This is a genomic window from Methylobacterium sp. Leaf111 (assembly GCF_001423285.1).
GTDB lineage: Bacteria > Pseudomonadota > Alphaproteobacteria > Rhizobiales > Beijerinckiaceae > Methylobacterium.
Genome location: NZ_LMNE01000009.1, coordinates 47,448 through 60,254, shown reverse-complemented (window position 1 = coordinate 60,254; position 12,807 = coordinate 47,448). Strand labels below are relative to the sequence as shown.

At 71.9% G+C, this 12,807-nt stretch carries 13 protein-coding genes; 7 read left to right on the top strand and 6 right to left on the bottom strand.

Features of this window, described 5'->3' with window-relative positions:
• Window positions 1–12: 12 nt before the first annotated feature.
• Window positions 13–912 carry an ABC transporter permease gene (locus ASF41_RS08425; RefSeq protein WP_056216296.1) on the bottom strand — a complete coding sequence of 300 codons (900 nt, stop codon included), beginning with the start codon at window positions 910–912 and terminating at the stop codon, window positions 13–15.
• Window positions 905–1,699 carry an ABC transporter ATP-binding protein gene (locus ASF41_RS08420; RefSeq protein WP_056216294.1) on the bottom strand — a complete coding sequence of 265 codons (795 nt, stop codon included), beginning with the start codon at window positions 1,697–1,699 and terminating at the stop codon, window positions 905–907. The genes ASF41_RS08425 and ASF41_RS08420 overlap by 8 nt, the downstream gene beginning before the upstream one ends.
• A gap of 655 nt (window positions 1,700–2,354) precedes the next feature.
• Between ASF41_RS08420 and ASF41_RS08415 the strand changes: the two genes are divergently transcribed.
• The 4 genes from ASF41_RS08415 to ASF41_RS08400 all read left to right on the top strand — a co-directional run bounded on the left by ASF41_RS08415 (window position 2,355) and on the right by ASF41_RS08400 (window position 6,444).
• Window positions 2,355–3,020 (top strand): tripartite tricarboxylate transporter TctB family protein, encoded by a 666-nt coding sequence (locus tag ASF41_RS08415; protein WP_056492359.1) that lies wholly within the window; start codon window positions 2,355–2,357, stop codon window positions 3,018–3,020.
• 14 nt (window positions 3,021–3,034) lie between these two features.
• Window positions 3,035–4,540 (top strand): tripartite tricarboxylate transporter permease, encoded by a 1,506-nt coding sequence (locus ASF41_RS08410; RefSeq protein WP_056277031.1) that lies wholly within the window; start codon window positions 3,035–3,037, stop codon window positions 4,538–4,540.
• A gap of 66 nt (window positions 4,541–4,606) precedes the next feature.
• Window positions 4,607–5,578: a tripartite tricarboxylate transporter substrate-binding protein gene (locus ASF41_RS08405; protein WP_082504188.1), complete on the top strand. Its 972-nt coding sequence runs from the start codon at window positions 4,607–4,609 to the stop codon at window positions 5,576–5,578.
• Between the two features lie 113 nt (window positions 5,579–5,691).
• Window positions 5,692–6,444: a TerC family protein gene (locus ASF41_RS08400; RefSeq protein ID WP_056492355.1), complete on the top strand. Its 753-nt coding sequence runs from the start codon at window positions 5,692–5,694 to the stop codon at window positions 6,442–6,444.
• A gap of 100 nt (window positions 6,445–6,544) precedes the next feature.
• Here ASF41_RS08400 and ASF41_RS25590 read toward each other — a convergent pair whose 3' ends face one another.
• The gene (locus tag ASF41_RS25590; RefSeq protein ID WP_200941261.1) at window positions 6,545–6,712 is read right to left on the bottom strand and encodes a hypothetical protein; all 168 of its coding nucleotides are present in this window, start codon (window positions 6,710–6,712) and stop codon (window positions 6,545–6,547) included.
• A 367-nt stretch (window positions 6,713–7,079) separates the two neighbouring features.
• Window positions 7,080–8,096: an NAD(P)H-binding protein gene (locus tag ASF41_RS08395; protein ID WP_056492354.1), complete on the bottom strand. Its 1,017-nt coding sequence runs from the start codon at window positions 8,094–8,096 to the stop codon at window positions 7,080–7,082.
• Between the two features lie 442 nt (window positions 8,097–8,538).
• On the opposite strand from ASF41_RS08395, the gene ASF41_RS08390 reads away from it, so the two are divergent.
• From ASF41_RS08390 to ASF41_RS08380, 3 genes are read left to right on the top strand one after another with little or no spacing between them, the layout of a single operon-like run.
• Entirely contained in the window at window positions 8,539–9,303 is a 765-nt protein-coding gene (locus ASF41_RS08390) for an NrtR DNA-binding winged helix domain-containing protein (RefSeq protein WP_056492352.1), read from the top strand.
• 30 nt (window positions 9,304–9,333) lie between these two features.
• A complete protein-coding gene (locus ASF41_RS08385; RefSeq protein WP_056277039.1) occupies window positions 9,334–10,329 on the top strand; it encodes an SPFH domain-containing protein in 996 nt (331 codons plus the stop codon).
• A gap of 10 nt (window positions 10,330–10,339) precedes the next feature.
• Window positions 10,340–11,233, top strand: a complete 894-nt coding sequence (locus ASF41_RS08380; protein WP_056492349.1) for an NAD(+)/NADH kinase — start codon at window positions 10,340–10,342, stop codon at window positions 11,231–11,233.
• 86 nt (window positions 11,234–11,319) lie between these two features.
• On the opposite strand, the gene ASF41_RS08375 is transcribed toward ASF41_RS08380, so the two are convergent.
• Together ASF41_RS08375 and ASF41_RS08370 are read right to left on the bottom strand one after the other, a co-directional pair.
• Window positions 11,320–12,009: a hypothetical protein gene (locus ASF41_RS08375; RefSeq protein ID WP_056492345.1), complete on the bottom strand. Its 690-nt coding sequence runs from the start codon at window positions 12,007–12,009 to the stop codon at window positions 11,320–11,322.
• 28 nt (window positions 12,010–12,037) lie between these two features.
• Window positions 12,038–12,688: a hypothetical protein gene (locus ASF41_RS08370; RefSeq protein ID WP_156653239.1), complete on the bottom strand. Its 651-nt coding sequence runs from the start codon at window positions 12,686–12,688 to the stop codon at window positions 12,038–12,040.
• Window positions 12,689–12,807: the final 119 nt, after the last annotated feature.

Sequence of the window (12,807 nt, the reverse complement as noted above, 5' to 3'; positions counted from 1 at the left end):
GGCTGACCCGCCTCAGGCCTGCATGCCCCAGCGCTGCAGGGTGTGCCGCTCGATGGTCTGGAAGATCAGGTTCTCGACGCAGAGGCCGATGAGGATCACCGTCAAGAGCCCCGCGAAGACGTTGGGGATGTCGAGCATGTTCTTGTTCTCGAAGATGAACCAGCCCAGCCCCCCCGAGCCCGAGCTGACGCCGAAGACGAGCTCCGCCGCGATCAGGGTGCGCCAGGCGAAGGCCCAGCCGACCTTGAGGCCGGTGAGGATGCTGGGGAAGGCCGCCGGGATCAGGATCTTGGTGATCAGCCGGCTGCCGCGCAGGCCGTAGTTGCGCCCGACCATCTTCAGGGTCCGGCTGACCGAGAGGAAGCCCGAATGGGTGTTGAGGGCGATGGCCCAGGTCACCGAATGGACCAGCACGAAGATCAGGCTGCCGTTGCCCAGCCCGAACCAGATCAGCGCCAGGGGCAGAAGCGCGATGGCCGGCAGGGGATTGAACATCGACGTCATCGTCTCGAGGAAGTCGGTGCCGATGCGCGAGCTGATCGCGATGCCGGTGAGCAGGGTCGCCAGCAGGATCCCGAGGCCGTAGCCGATCAGCAGGACCTTGATCGAGCCCCAGGCCCGCAGCACCAGGGTGCCGTCCGCCACGCCCCGGGCGAAGGCCGTCACGGTGGCGGAGAAGGTCGGGAACAGGAGGTCGTTGTCGAGGTAGCGCCCGTAGGCCTCCCAGATCAGGGCCAGCACCGCCAGGATCACGAGCTTGCGCAGCCAGCCCTGGTTGTAGAGGCGCTCGACGGCCGAGAGCGGCTTCTCGACGACGGCGCCCCCATAGGCGCCGCCGGTCTCGCGGACGATCTCGGGACGGGCGGGCCGGAGGAGGACGGGTGACACGAGCGCCTTCGCGGTCCTAGACATTCTCCGCCTCCTTGATCTCTTCGGAAAACAGCATCCGATGGATGCGCTGCTCCAGGAGCAGGGTCTCCTGCGGCGAGCCGGCCGTGTTGAGCTCGGCCTTGACCTCGCCGGGATGCGGCGAGAGCAGCAGGATGCGCGAGCCGATCTTGATCGCCTCCGGAATCGAGTGCGTGACGAACAGCACCGTGAAGCGCGTCTCCTCCCACAGGGCCAGGAGTTCGTCCTGCATCCGCCGGCGGGTGAGCGCGTCCAGGGCCGCGAAGGGCTCGTCCATGAGCAGGATGTCGGGCTCCATCGCCATGCCGCGGGCGATGGCCACCCGCTGCTTCATGCCGCCCGACAGCATGTGCGGATAGCTGTCGGCGAAAGCCGAGAGGTTGACCTTGTCGATATAGTGCATGGCCCGTTCGTCGGCGGCCCGGCCCGACAGGCGCCCCGAGGCCTCGAGGGCGAAGGCGACGTTCTGGCGGACGGTCTTCCAGGGCAGCAGCTGGTCGAATTCCTGGAACACCATCATCCGGTCCGGGCCGGGCTCGGTGATGGCCTGGCCCTTCAGGCGGATCTGGCCCTCCGTCGGCGCCATGTAGCCGCCCACCGACTTCAGGAGGGTGGATTTCCCGCAGCCCGAGGGTCCGAGCAGGACGAACCGGTCGCTCGGGAAGACCTGGAAGCCGACCCGGTAGGTCGCCGTGACGAGGTGGTCGGGGGTCTTGTACTGCAGCGTGACGCCGTCGACCTCGAGCAGCGGCCCCGTGACGTTCGAGGGCAAGCCTGTCGCCAAGCTCATCGCATCCTCCCTTTGGCCACGCGCATGGCGGCACTGCTGGTTTTCAGGGGCGGTCTGGAGCCGCTTTGCCTTCGGACGACCGGTCGCCCGAGCCCCGATCCGTCGGCCCTGGCACAATCGTTCGTCCGACCCCTGGATACCAAGCACGATCCTTCCTGTAAATATAATAGCTATCTATTATAAGACAGGTTTTTATTCTTGTTTAGCGGGCCTGTTCGGCTTGGGCCGGGAGTGGCCCGGGGGCGGCCTCGGTCCCGGTCCGACCCATTGGGGCGCTCTTAGCGGGCGGCGCGTCACCGGCCCGATCCTCATGCCGGAACGCGGTCGCCCCGCAGCACAGCGCGCCCGGACAGGATCCGTCATCGGCGAAGGATTAAAAGGAGGCCGGCAACGTAATCAGGTCTCATGCGACGAGACCTTCGAATCGGTTGATGACGCCGTCACGGGCTCTTGTGGAGACTTGGATTTACGGCATAGGTTTTTATCAGAACCATCTCGGGCGACCCCGCTCCTTCAGGGCGGAGCGTCCAGCGTCAGGGGACGCGCCGACCGCCGCGGGCGTCCTCCCGGCCACGGCCCGGGGGACGAACGGACATCCGACGATCGCCGTGCCACCCGCCCGAGACACGAAGGCGGGGCTCGTAGGGGAGAAACGATGAGCGACGCATCCGACGGTGCGCGGCGGGCGGGGTCCGTGGTCCGCGCGCCGCAGAGCTTCGTGGCCGGCCTCGTGCTGGTCCTGCTCGGGATGTTCGGCGTCTGGGCCGCGAGCGACCTGCCGCGGGGCACCCTCGGCGCCATGGGACCGGGCATGCTGCCGCACTGGGTGGCGATCGGCGTCGCCCTCTGCGGCGGCGTGCTCGCCGCGACGGGCCTGGTCCGCGCGGGGGCGGGCCTCCAGACCTTCGGCCTGCGCGGCCCCCTCGTCGTCGTGCTGGCCATCCTCGCCTTCGCGGTCACGATCCGGCCCTTCGCCCTCGGCCCCGTCGCCGGCCCGGGCCTCGGCCTCATCGTCGCGGGCCCGCTGGCGGTGATCGTCGGGGGCTACGCCACACCGGAGGCGCGCTTCCGCGAACTCCTGATCCTGGCCCTGCTCCTCACCGCCGGCTGCATGCTGCTGTTCGGGGACCTCCTGAACCTGCCCATCCCCATCTTCCCCACCGCCGTCATCGAGGCGGCGAGCGGCCGGATTCCGTCGCGGGTGCTGCTGCGGCTCGCGGCCGGCGCCCTCGCCCTGGCGGGCCTCGGCCTGCTCGCCCTGGAACGCCGCGCCACCCGCCGGACCCGGACCGACGTCGCCCCGCACGCCATGACGACCTGATCGGGAGCGCGCACGTGACGGATCTCCTCGCCAATCTCGGCCTCGGCTTCGCCGTCGCCCTGAGCCTGCAGAACGTGACGCTCTGCTTCCTGGGCTGCCTCGTCGGCACCCTGATCGGCGTGCTGCCCGGCGTCGGGCCGATCGCCACCATCGCCATGCTCCTGCCGATCACCTTCGGGCTCGATCCCGTGGGCGCCCTCATCATGCTCGCGGGGATCTATTACGGGGCGCAGTACGGCGGCTCCACCACCGCCATCCTGGTGAACATCCCCGGCGAGGCGACCTCGGTCGTCACCACCCTCGACGGCCACCAGATGGCGCGCCAGGGCCGGGCCGGGGTCGCGCTCGGCATCGCCGCCATCGGCTCCTTCTTCGCCGGCACCGTCGCCACCCTGCTGATCGCGGCCCTCGGCGCGCCGCTGACCCGCCTCGCGCTGATCTTCGGACCGGCGGAGTACTTCGCCCTGATGGTGATGGGGCTCGCCTTCGCGGTCGTCCTCGCGCACGGCTCGGTGCTCAAGGCCGTGGCGATGATCCTCGTGGGCGTCCTGCTCGCCGCGGTGGGCACGGACCTCGAGACCGGCCAGGAGCGGATGACCTTCGGCCTCGCGTTCCTCACCGACGGCGTCGACTTCTCCGTCCTGGCGATGGGCCTGTTCGGGGTGGCCGAGATCCTGCGCAACCTCGATCAGACCGAGACCCGCGAGATCGCCCGGGCCCGGATCGGCCGCCTCCTGCCCAGCCTCGCGGATCTGCGCCAGGCGGCGCCCGCGACGCTCCGCGGGACCGCGATCGGGGCGATCCTGGGCATCCTGCCCGGCAACGGCGCCGTGCTCGGCCCCTTCGCCGCCTACACGGTGGAGAAGCGCCTCGCGCGCGATCCGAGCCGCTTCGGCCGCGGGGCCATCGAGGGGGTCGCCGGCCCGGAGAGCGCCAACAATGCCGGCGCGCAGACGGCCTTCATCCCGCTCCTCACCCTCGGCATCCCGCCGAACGCCGTGATGGCGCTGATGGTCGGCGCCATGACGATCCACGGCATCGTTCCGGGCCCCGGCGTGATGACCAAGAACCCCAACCTGTTCTGGGGCATGATCGCGTCGATGTGGATCGGCAACCTGATGCTGCTCGTCATCAACCTGCCGCTCGTGGGCCTCTGGGTGCGCCTGCTGCAGGTGCCCTACCGGCTGATGTTCCCCGCGATCCTCATGTTCTGCGCGATCGGCATCTACTCCATCAACGCGCTGCCCACCGACGTCATGCTGATCGCGGCCTTCGGGGTGTTCGGATACGGGCTGATCAAGTTCGGCTTCGAGCCCGCGCCGCTGCTGCTCGGCTTCGTTCTGGGCAAGCTGATGGAGGAATACCTGCGCCGCGCCCTGACCCTGTCGCGAGGCGACGTCCTGGTGTTCCTGGAGCGCCCGGTCTGCGCGGTGCTGTTCCTCGTCGCCGTCACCATCCTGGCGGCGGCGCTGCTGCCGTCGCTGCGGCGCGGCCGCGACGCGGTGTTCACGGAAGCCTGACGGCGGGGGCGCCCGGGCGCCCTCCGGGGACGGACACGACAACCCACAACGAGAAGGATGCGGACCATGAGAACGGCACTCGCCATCGGCCTCCTGTCGGCGCTCGCCGCCTTCGGCGCCGCGGCCGACACCTACCCCCAGCGCCCGATCACCCTGGTGGTGCCCTTCGCGGCCGGCGGACCCACCGACGTGGTGGCGCGGATCGTCGCCGAGCCGATGTCGCGGGCGCTCGGCCAGCAGGTCGTCATCGAGAACGTCACCGGCGCCGGCGGCACCACCGGCATCACGCGCGCGTCCCAGGCCGCGCCCGACGGCTACACCATCATGATGGGCCACATGGGCACGCACGGCGCCGCCCCGGCCCTGTTCAAGGGCCTGAAATACGATCCGGCCAAGAGCTTCGATCCGATCGGCCTCGCCGCCGGCACGCCGATCGTCATCGTCGCCAAGAAGGGCTTCCCGGCCCAGGACCTCAAGGGGTTCGTCGAGGTCCTGAAGGCGCGCGGACCGGCGATCAACCAGGCCCATGCGGGCGTCGGCTCCGTCTCGCATTCCACCGGCGTGCTGTTCGATGCGCTGACCGGCGCCAAGCCGACGCTCGTCGTCTATCGCGGCACGGGGCCTGCGCTGAACGACCTGATGGCCGACCAGGTCGACTTCATGACGGACCAGATCGTCAACGTGGCGCCGCAGATCGCCGGCGGCACGATCAAGGCCTACGCCATCGCGACGCCCGAGCGCTCCCCGAGCCTGCCCGACGTGCCGACCACGAAGGAGGCCGGCCTGCCCGGCTACGAGGTCAGCGCCTGGAACGCGGTGTTCGCGCCCAAGGGCCTGCCGCCGGAGGTCCGGGCCCGGCTCGTGGCCGCCCTCGACGCGGCGCTCAAGGATTCGGGCACGACCAAGCGCATCCTGGAATTGGGTGGTACAGTGCCCAAGGAGGCCGAAGCCGGTCCGGCCGCCCTGCAGGCCCTCGTCGAGCGCGAGGTCGCACGGTGGACGCCCGTGCTCCGCTCCGCCGTCGAAGCCAATCCCTAGGTCCTGTCCGGGGACGGCCCGTCCCGCGAGGGCGGGCCGTCCCTTCCCCATCCCGACCCGTTGCCGGGTACTCCATCGCTTCGCTGTGTCGGAGCAGCAGAGGCGTCTTCCGCGTGGATTCCTACCTCACCTCCTCCTTCCTGCTGTCGCTCCTCCAGATCGTCTGGATCGACATCATCCTGTCGGGCGACAACGCGGTGGTCATCGCCATGGCCTGCCGGGGCCTGCCCGAGCGGCAGCGGCGGATCGGCGTCTTCGCGGGCGCCCTCGCGGCGGCCCTGCTGCGGATCCTCTTCGCCGTCATCGTCTCGCAACTGCTGGCGGTGCCGCTCCTGAAGGTCGCCGGCGGCCTCATCCTGCTGCACATCGCCGTCAAGCTCGTCTGCGGCGAGGAGGAGGACGAGAGCGCCATCAAGGAGCATTCCAGCCTGCCCAAGGCGATCTGGACCATCGTGGTGGCGGATGCCGTCATGAGCTTCGACAACGTCGTGGCGGTGGCGGGGGCCGCTAAGGGACACGACGAACTCTTCATCATCGGCCTCGCCCTGTCGGTGCCGCTCCTCGTGGTCGGCGCCAGCCTGATCACCCGGCTGATCGACCGGTTCCCGATCCTGATCTGGTTCGGCGGCGGGCTGCTGGGCTGGGTGGCCGGCGAGATGATCGCCACGGACCGGCTAATTCACCAGCAGATGGTCGAGGTGCTGCCCGCGACCCTGCAGGGCGCCGTCCCGCACGCGATGGGTGCCCTCGGCGCCGCCCTCGTCGTCGGCCTGGGCTTCGCGCTCAAGCGCCGGTCCGACCGGGCGATCGCGCAGCAGCAGGCCGCCGCCGTGGGCCGGGCCGAGGTGGACGTCCTCGGCGGCTGATCCGCGGCGCCCGCCGCAGCGCCGGACCCGGACATGGAAAAGCCCCGCCTCGATGAGGCGGGGCCGATGGGTTCGGACGTCCGAAGAGGGTGAGGGGCCGTCAGGCGGCCAGCTTCACCGCCGAAGCCGGGGCGTTGTCGTTCACGATGGCGAGCTCGCCCGCCGAGATGACGGGGGCCGCGTCCTGCGGGGTCAGCCGGTCGGCCATGAAGGCCACGAGCGCCACGTTGGCGGCACCGGCGAAAGCGACGAGAAGCAGAACGGTCATGTGGGGCGGTCCCGAGTGATTGTTGCGTTGCAACGCATATGACCCGTCCCGCCGCTCTTTGGTATGCCAGATACGATATGCCAGATATACCAGTCTTGCATGGATGACCGCCTCGGCGCGACTGACGCCGCGCACCCCTGCATTATGCTGCGCGACGTCGATGCCACGATAAGGTACTATTCTTCAACAGAACGGGCCGGCCTGTGCTGGTTCCGGGCCGCGCGCCCGCAACGCCGGGTGACCCCGCACCGCCCTGTCGTTCGCGGCCGCAAGGAGGCCATCCGGGCGCGTCTCACCGACGCTCCACGGACCCTGCCCCGCGGGAGATGGCGCTGCGCGTCGGCCCGCCCCACGGATTCGCGACGCCTCAGAACACCGCGTGGTCGCCGCGCTCGGCGACCGCTTCGCTGCGGATCAGCTGGGCGTAATAGTCGAACAGCGTCTCCGACCCCGTCGAGGGGGTCATGGCGGCCTCGTATCGGCCGGTCGCGGGGTCGCGCACGAGCATCGACTCGGTGGCGTAGTAGCGGCCGATCCGCGCGAGCTCGGCCTTGGCCACCAGCCCCGGCACCCACCGCCCAAGGGTCGCCAGGACGGCGACGATCCCGTCGAGCAGAACGACCGGGACGTGCCGGAAACGCGGCTCGCGCCCGAGCAGCGCGAAGAGGCGCTCGCCCTGCGCCAGGGGCGTGATGGCCTCGCCCGGTCCGCCGATCGGCAGCACGCGATTGCGCCGCGCCGGGTCATCGAGGCATGCGGCGAGGTAGCGGCCGAGGTCCCCGTCGCTGATCGGCTTGCAGGCCGTCAGGGTTCCGTCGCCGAAGACCAGGAACGGCTTGCCGCGCTTCAGGCGCTCCACCTGCCCCGAGAGGGATTTGAAGAAGGCCGTCGGCCGAACGATCGTGTAGTCGAGCCCCGAGGCGGTCAGGACCGCTTCGAAGGCCAGCTTGGCCTGCTGGAAGGCGAGGATCGGCTTCTGGACGCAGATCGCCGAGAGCAGGACCACATGGGTCACGCCGGCCGCCCGGCTCGCCTGCAGGGCGCGCACCGACACGCCGTAATCGATCGCCCAGGCGTCGTCGGGCAGTCCGGTCCGCGAGGCGAGGCACGAGACCAGGACGTCGAACGGTTCGCCGCGGATCCCGTCGCGCGCCAGCGAAGCGGGATCCGTGAAGTCCACGATCCGTTCGGTGACGCCCGGGGGCGCTCCGGGCGGGTCCCCCGCACCGGCCGGGGGCGCGGGGCCGGCCGGGCGCCGGACGAGGCAGACGACCGCGTGCCCGCGGGCCGCGAGTGCCCGCGCGGTGGCCCGCCCGATCGTGCCGGTCGCCCCCAGGAGGAGCACGCGGCGCGGTCCCGCGCCGTCCGGTCGATCCAGGCTCATGATCGTTCCCTCCCGACGCGCGGACCTCCTCGGACGACGGTGCGGCCGGCGCCGTCCCGTCGGAGGGAGCCTGGGGGCTGCTTGGCCCCGTGCGCGATCGGGGGCTCGTTCCTCGTCTCCGCCAAGATCCGCACGAATCCGTGCGGGCTGGCAAGAGTACGGGTCGGCAGGAGTACGGGCCGGCAGGAGTACGGGCCCGGCGGGAGCACGAACCGGCAAGACCTGCGGCCGCCGGAGGTGCGGGCGCAGACAAGATCCTCCGGACGGATCGCCGGCACGAGCGGACGCGGGCAGCCCGGGACCAACCGATCCAGGGGACCGACGACCACGGGGGCGACGTTGCAACCCGGTGCGGCCGGCCACGCCCGGCCCCGGCATCGGGCGCTTGACTTATATCCATCTCGCGCTTTAGTTAGATGCAAGTTGGATATAAGGCTGCGCCGTGACCGAGGACGACTTTCTCCGCGCCTACGACCCCGCCGCCTTCGCGCGGCCGGCGCTCACCGTCGATCTCGTCCTGATGGGGCTGCGCGCGGGCCGTCCGGCCGTGCTCTTGGTGCAGCGGACCCAGCATCCCCATGCCGGCCGCTGGGCGCTGCCCGGCAGCTTCGTGCGCCTCGACGAAACCCTGGACGGCGCGGCCGAGCGCGTGCTGCGCGACAAGGCGGGCTTCGCCCCGGCGGAGGTGGCGGAGACCCACCGGGAGCAGCTCTACACCTTCGGCGCCCTCGACCGGGACCCGCGCATGCGCATCGTCACCGTGGCCTACCTCGCGCTGATGCCGGAGGCCGCCTTCGCGGCGGCGCTTGCGCGCGCGGCGGCGGTGGCGGCGGGGCCGTCGGCCGCGCTCCTCGACGTGCCCTGGTCCGGCGAGGCGGGGGGGCCGGTCGCGGCCTTCGCGCCGGGCGACCCCGACCGGAGGACGCCGCTGCGCCTCGCCTTCGACCACGCCGCGATCCTCGCCCTTGCGGTGCAGCGGCTGCGGGGAAAGCTCGACTATTCAGACGTCGCCTTCGCGCTGCTGCCCGAGGCCTTCACCCTGCGCCAGCTGCAGGACGTGCACGAGGCGATCCTGGGCACGTCCCTCAACAAGCCCGCCTTCCGCCGCCGGATGCTCGACCGCGGCTGGCTCGCCCCCACGGGCGCGCGCGAGGCCGGCACGTCGTTCCGTCCCGCCGAGCTCTACCGTTTCCAGAAGCCGCTCTGAATCCCAGCGCGCCCCCAACAGGAGGGTCCCATGGCTACGATCCGCAACCTCGGTCCGCTCGCCCAGCTCAGGAGCGAGGCGAGCAGCCACGTCATCCGCTACCGCAACGGTCGCATCCGGCAGAGCGGACGGGGCCTCGTCTTCTGGTTCCGGCCGGAAACCGCGAGCATCAGCGAGGTGCCGATGGACGACCGGGAGATGACCCTGTTCGTGCGCGGCCGCAGCCGGGACTTCCAGACCGTGGTGGTGCAGGGGACGATCGGCTGGCGCGTCGTCGACCCGGAGCTGCTGGCCAGCCGCGTCGACTTCTCGCTCGGGCTTCGCACCGGCCGGCCGCAGGGCGAACCGATCGAGCGGATCGAGGCGCGTCTCGGCGGCATCGCCGGCCAGGCCGTCCTGGAGGTGATCGGCGCCAGCCCGGTGGGCGCGCTCCTCGATGCCGGGCCCGAGCCCCTGCGCCTGAGCCTCGACGCGGCGCTGGGGGCGGCCCCGGCCCTGGCGGAGATCGGCCTCGCGGTGGTCTCGGTGCGACTCACCAACCTCGCGCCGTCGAGCGAGTTGGAGCGCGCCCTGCAGACGCCCACCTTCGAGGCCCTGCAGCAGAAGGCGGATGCGGCGACCTTCGCCCGGCGCGCCCTGGCGGTGGAGAAGGAGCGGGCCATCGCGGAGAACGAGCTGGAGACGCGGACGGAGCTGGCCCGCCAGGAGGCGCTGCTCATCGCGCGGGAGGCGGAGAACGCCCGCGACCGCGCGGTGGGCCTCGCCGCGGCGAGCGGGCTGGAGGCGGCGGCGGAGGCCGAGCGCATCCGCCTCGTGGAGGGCGCCCAGGCCGAGGCCGAGCAGCGCCGCGCCGCCATCTACCGCGACCTTCCGCCGGCCGTGCTCCTGGGTCTCGCCGCCCGCGAGCTCGCGGGCAAGCTCGAGACCATCGAGCACGTCAACGTCACGCCGGACCTGCTGGCGAGTGCCCTCGGCGCGTTCCGCGGGGCGGCCCCGCCGGTCGCTCCCCCCGGCCCGCTGCGCTGAAGGACGGGCCATGGCGGTCATCACCCCGCGCGCCGTGTTCGTCGTCCGCGAGACCGATTACGAGGCCCTGCTCGCCCGGCACGCCACCCGCGGCCAGGCCCGGTTCTTCCTGGAGAGCCGCGGCCAGAGCCTCGCGGAGGTCGAGGACCGGCACGCCCGCTTCCACGCCGTGCTCGGCCAGGCGCGGGCCGCGGTGCCGGGGGACTGGCGGCAGGCGCTGGCCCGGCGCGTCGACCTCGACCGCTTCCTGTTCGCCCCCGAGGACGTCGTCGTCACGGTGGGCCCGGACGGCCTCGTCGCCAACGTGGCGAAGTACCTGCGCGCGCAGCCGGTGATCGGCGTCAATCCGGCCCCCGACCTCTACGACGGCGCCCTGGCGCGGGTCGCGGTGGCGGGCCTGCGCGCCCTGCTGCCGGCCAGCGCCGCGGGAGCGGCTCCGGTGGAGCGACGCACCATGGTGCAGGCCGCCCTCGACGGCGGCCAGCGGCTCGTGGCCCTGAACGAGATCTTCGTCGGCCACCGCAGCCATCAATCCGCACGCTACCGCATCGCGGTCGACGGCACCGCCGAGGACCAGTCGTCGAGCGGCCTCATCGTCGCCTCGGGCACCGGCCTGACCGGCTGGGCCCGCTCGATCGGCGAGGCGACGCATCTCGCCGTCGGGATCGGCGCGGAAGAAGCGGCGGTGGGCTACTGGGTGCGCGAGCCGTTTCCGAGCGTGGCCACCGGCACGACCCTTCGGGCGGGCCGGCTCGCCGGGGCCGCCCTCGCGGTCACGTCACGGATGAACGAGGGCGGCGTGGTCTTCGCCGACGGGATCGAGCAGGACTTCATCGCCTTCGACTGGGGCCGCCGGGTGGACCTCGGGCCCGCGGACCGGACCCTGACCCTGGTGATCGGCTAAAGCTGCGGCCCGGACGAAGCCGACGCGGAAGCCGCAGGGGCCGGCCCGGTTCCGGCACCGTCGCGCGGACGCGCGGTGCCCCCCCGTCAGCGGCGGTCGCGTCCCTGCGCGCCATCGTCGTCCCTCTGCGGCCACGCCCCGTCCCACGCCGTCCGGACCGGACCGGTGGCGGTGTCGGGCTTCGACGCACCGATGAAGACGACCACCGGGCCATGCTCGGCCCGCCGGGGGTCGTAGAAATCGAGCAGGGCGGGATAGCGGTGCTGGAGGATATCCGGAGCCAGGCCCTCCCGGCGCAGCAGGTGGTCGATGACGACCTGGTCCCCGTGCACGGCGTTCGGCACGGGCCCGCAGGAGCCGGGCGCCATCCAGCGCTCCGGCTCGGCCGCGAAGGCGGCGTAGAGGGCATCCAGTTCGCCGCCCTGCCAGCGCAGCAGGGCGCTGGAGAGGCGGCCCTTGTGGAAGTAATCCTCCATGGCGGCGAGGCCCGGCTCGGCCAGGGCGTCCGCCGGCCCGGTCAGGACGGTGTCGAGGTCGCAGAGCAGCGTCGGTCCGCGCGTGAGCCCCGGGCGGAAGGCCTCCATCTTCGACCACCAGGCCGGCCAGCCGTGCCGGAGCGGCACGCGCTCGACGCCCGCCACCGCGAGGGGAAGGTCCGTGAGGCAGAGCATCCGGTCGAAGGCCGGAGCGTGGCGGCGCACGCCCCGGGCGAGGCGCTCGACCCAGGCCGCGTCGTAGCGCCCGCCGCTCTTCAGGACGGTGATGAGAGTCGTCATTGGCGGAGCCTGATTCCGGTCGAAAGGGTCACGGGCGGCACGGATGGAGGCGGAGCTGCCCGGCCGCCTCGGCCTGCCGGAACCAGGCCCGCTCCGCCGCCCAGGGATGCCCGGGCCAGCCGTCGAAGCCGAAGCCGTGCGCCTCGACCGGGCCGCGCCCGAGGGGACGGCCCAGGAGGAAGGCCAGCGTCACGAGGAAGCCGGTGCTCGGGTTCGGCCGCCCGCTCGGGCCGGATTCATGCGTGCCGGGTTCGTCCGTGCCGGTGTCGGCCATGACGGCGGCGAGACGGAGCCGCGCCGCCCGGTGCAGATCCTCGGGCAGGATGTGGACGGCTTTGCCCAGGGGGGCCAGCCGATCCACCGCCTCGCGGGTCCAGCAGATCGGTTCGGGCCGGTTCTGCTCCGCCGGCAGCATCGGGAACGGCAGGATGAAGGCCTGCGCGCACCGGACCACCGGGCGGTCGAGGAAGCGGGGGTCGGCGAGCCATTCGCGCATCTGCCCGCCCCGATTGACCAGGGCGAGATGGGTGACCCGCGCGCCGGCGCGGCCGCCGAAGCCCGGCGCGTTGTTGAAGCGCACGACGCAGGGCGCCGCGTCGATCGCGGCGGCGGCATCGAGCCCCGGGGCGTTGCCGACGAGGGCGAGGGGTCCCGATGCGGAGGGGAACAGGTCGAGCATACGCGGGGAGTCGACCTCGATGTCCAACTGCGGCAGGGGTTCGCGGAGCAGCGGAGGTATGGCGCCGGCCCGGCGCGGCAAGGTCCGTTCGAATCCTTGCGATGCCGGGGGGATTTCTG

Coding starts and splice junctions, on each gene's coding strand:
- ASF41_RS08425 (WP_056216296.1), bottom strand. CDS start 912: ATGTCTAGGACCGCGAAGGCGCTCGTGTCACCCGTCCTCCTCCGGCCC.
- ASF41_RS08420 (WP_056216294.1), bottom strand. CDS start 1,699: ATGAGCTTGGCGACAGGCTTGCCCTCGAACGTCACGGGGCCGCTGCTC.
- ASF41_RS08415 (WP_056492359.1), top strand. CDS start 2,355: ATGAGCGACGCATCCGACGGTGCGCGGCGGGCGGGGTCCGTGGTCCGC.
- ASF41_RS08405 (WP_082504188.1), top strand. CDS start 4,607: ATGAGAACGGCACTCGCCATCGGCCTCCTGTCGGCGCTCGCCGCCTTC.
- ASF41_RS25590 (WP_200941261.1), bottom strand. CDS start 6,712: ATGACCGTTCTGCTTCTCGTCGCTTTCGCCGGTGCCGCCAACGTGGCG.
- ASF41_RS08395 (WP_056492354.1), bottom strand. CDS start 8,096: ATGAGCCTGGATCGACCGGACGGCGCGGGACCGCGCCGCGTGCTCCTC.
- ASF41_RS08385 (WP_056277039.1), top strand. CDS start 9,334: ATGGCTACGATCCGCAACCTCGGTCCGCTCGCCCAGCTCAGGAGCGAG.
- ASF41_RS08380 (WP_056492349.1), top strand. CDS start 10,340: ATGGCGGTCATCACCCCGCGCGCCGTGTTCGTCGTCCGCGAGACCGAT.
- ASF41_RS08375 (WP_056492345.1), bottom strand. CDS start 12,009: ATGACGACTCTCATCACCGTCCTGAAGAGCGGCGGGCGCTACGACGCG.
- ASF41_RS08370 (WP_156653239.1), bottom strand. CDS start 12,688: ATGCTCGACCTGTTCCCCTCCGCATCGGGACCCCTCGCCCTCGTCGGC.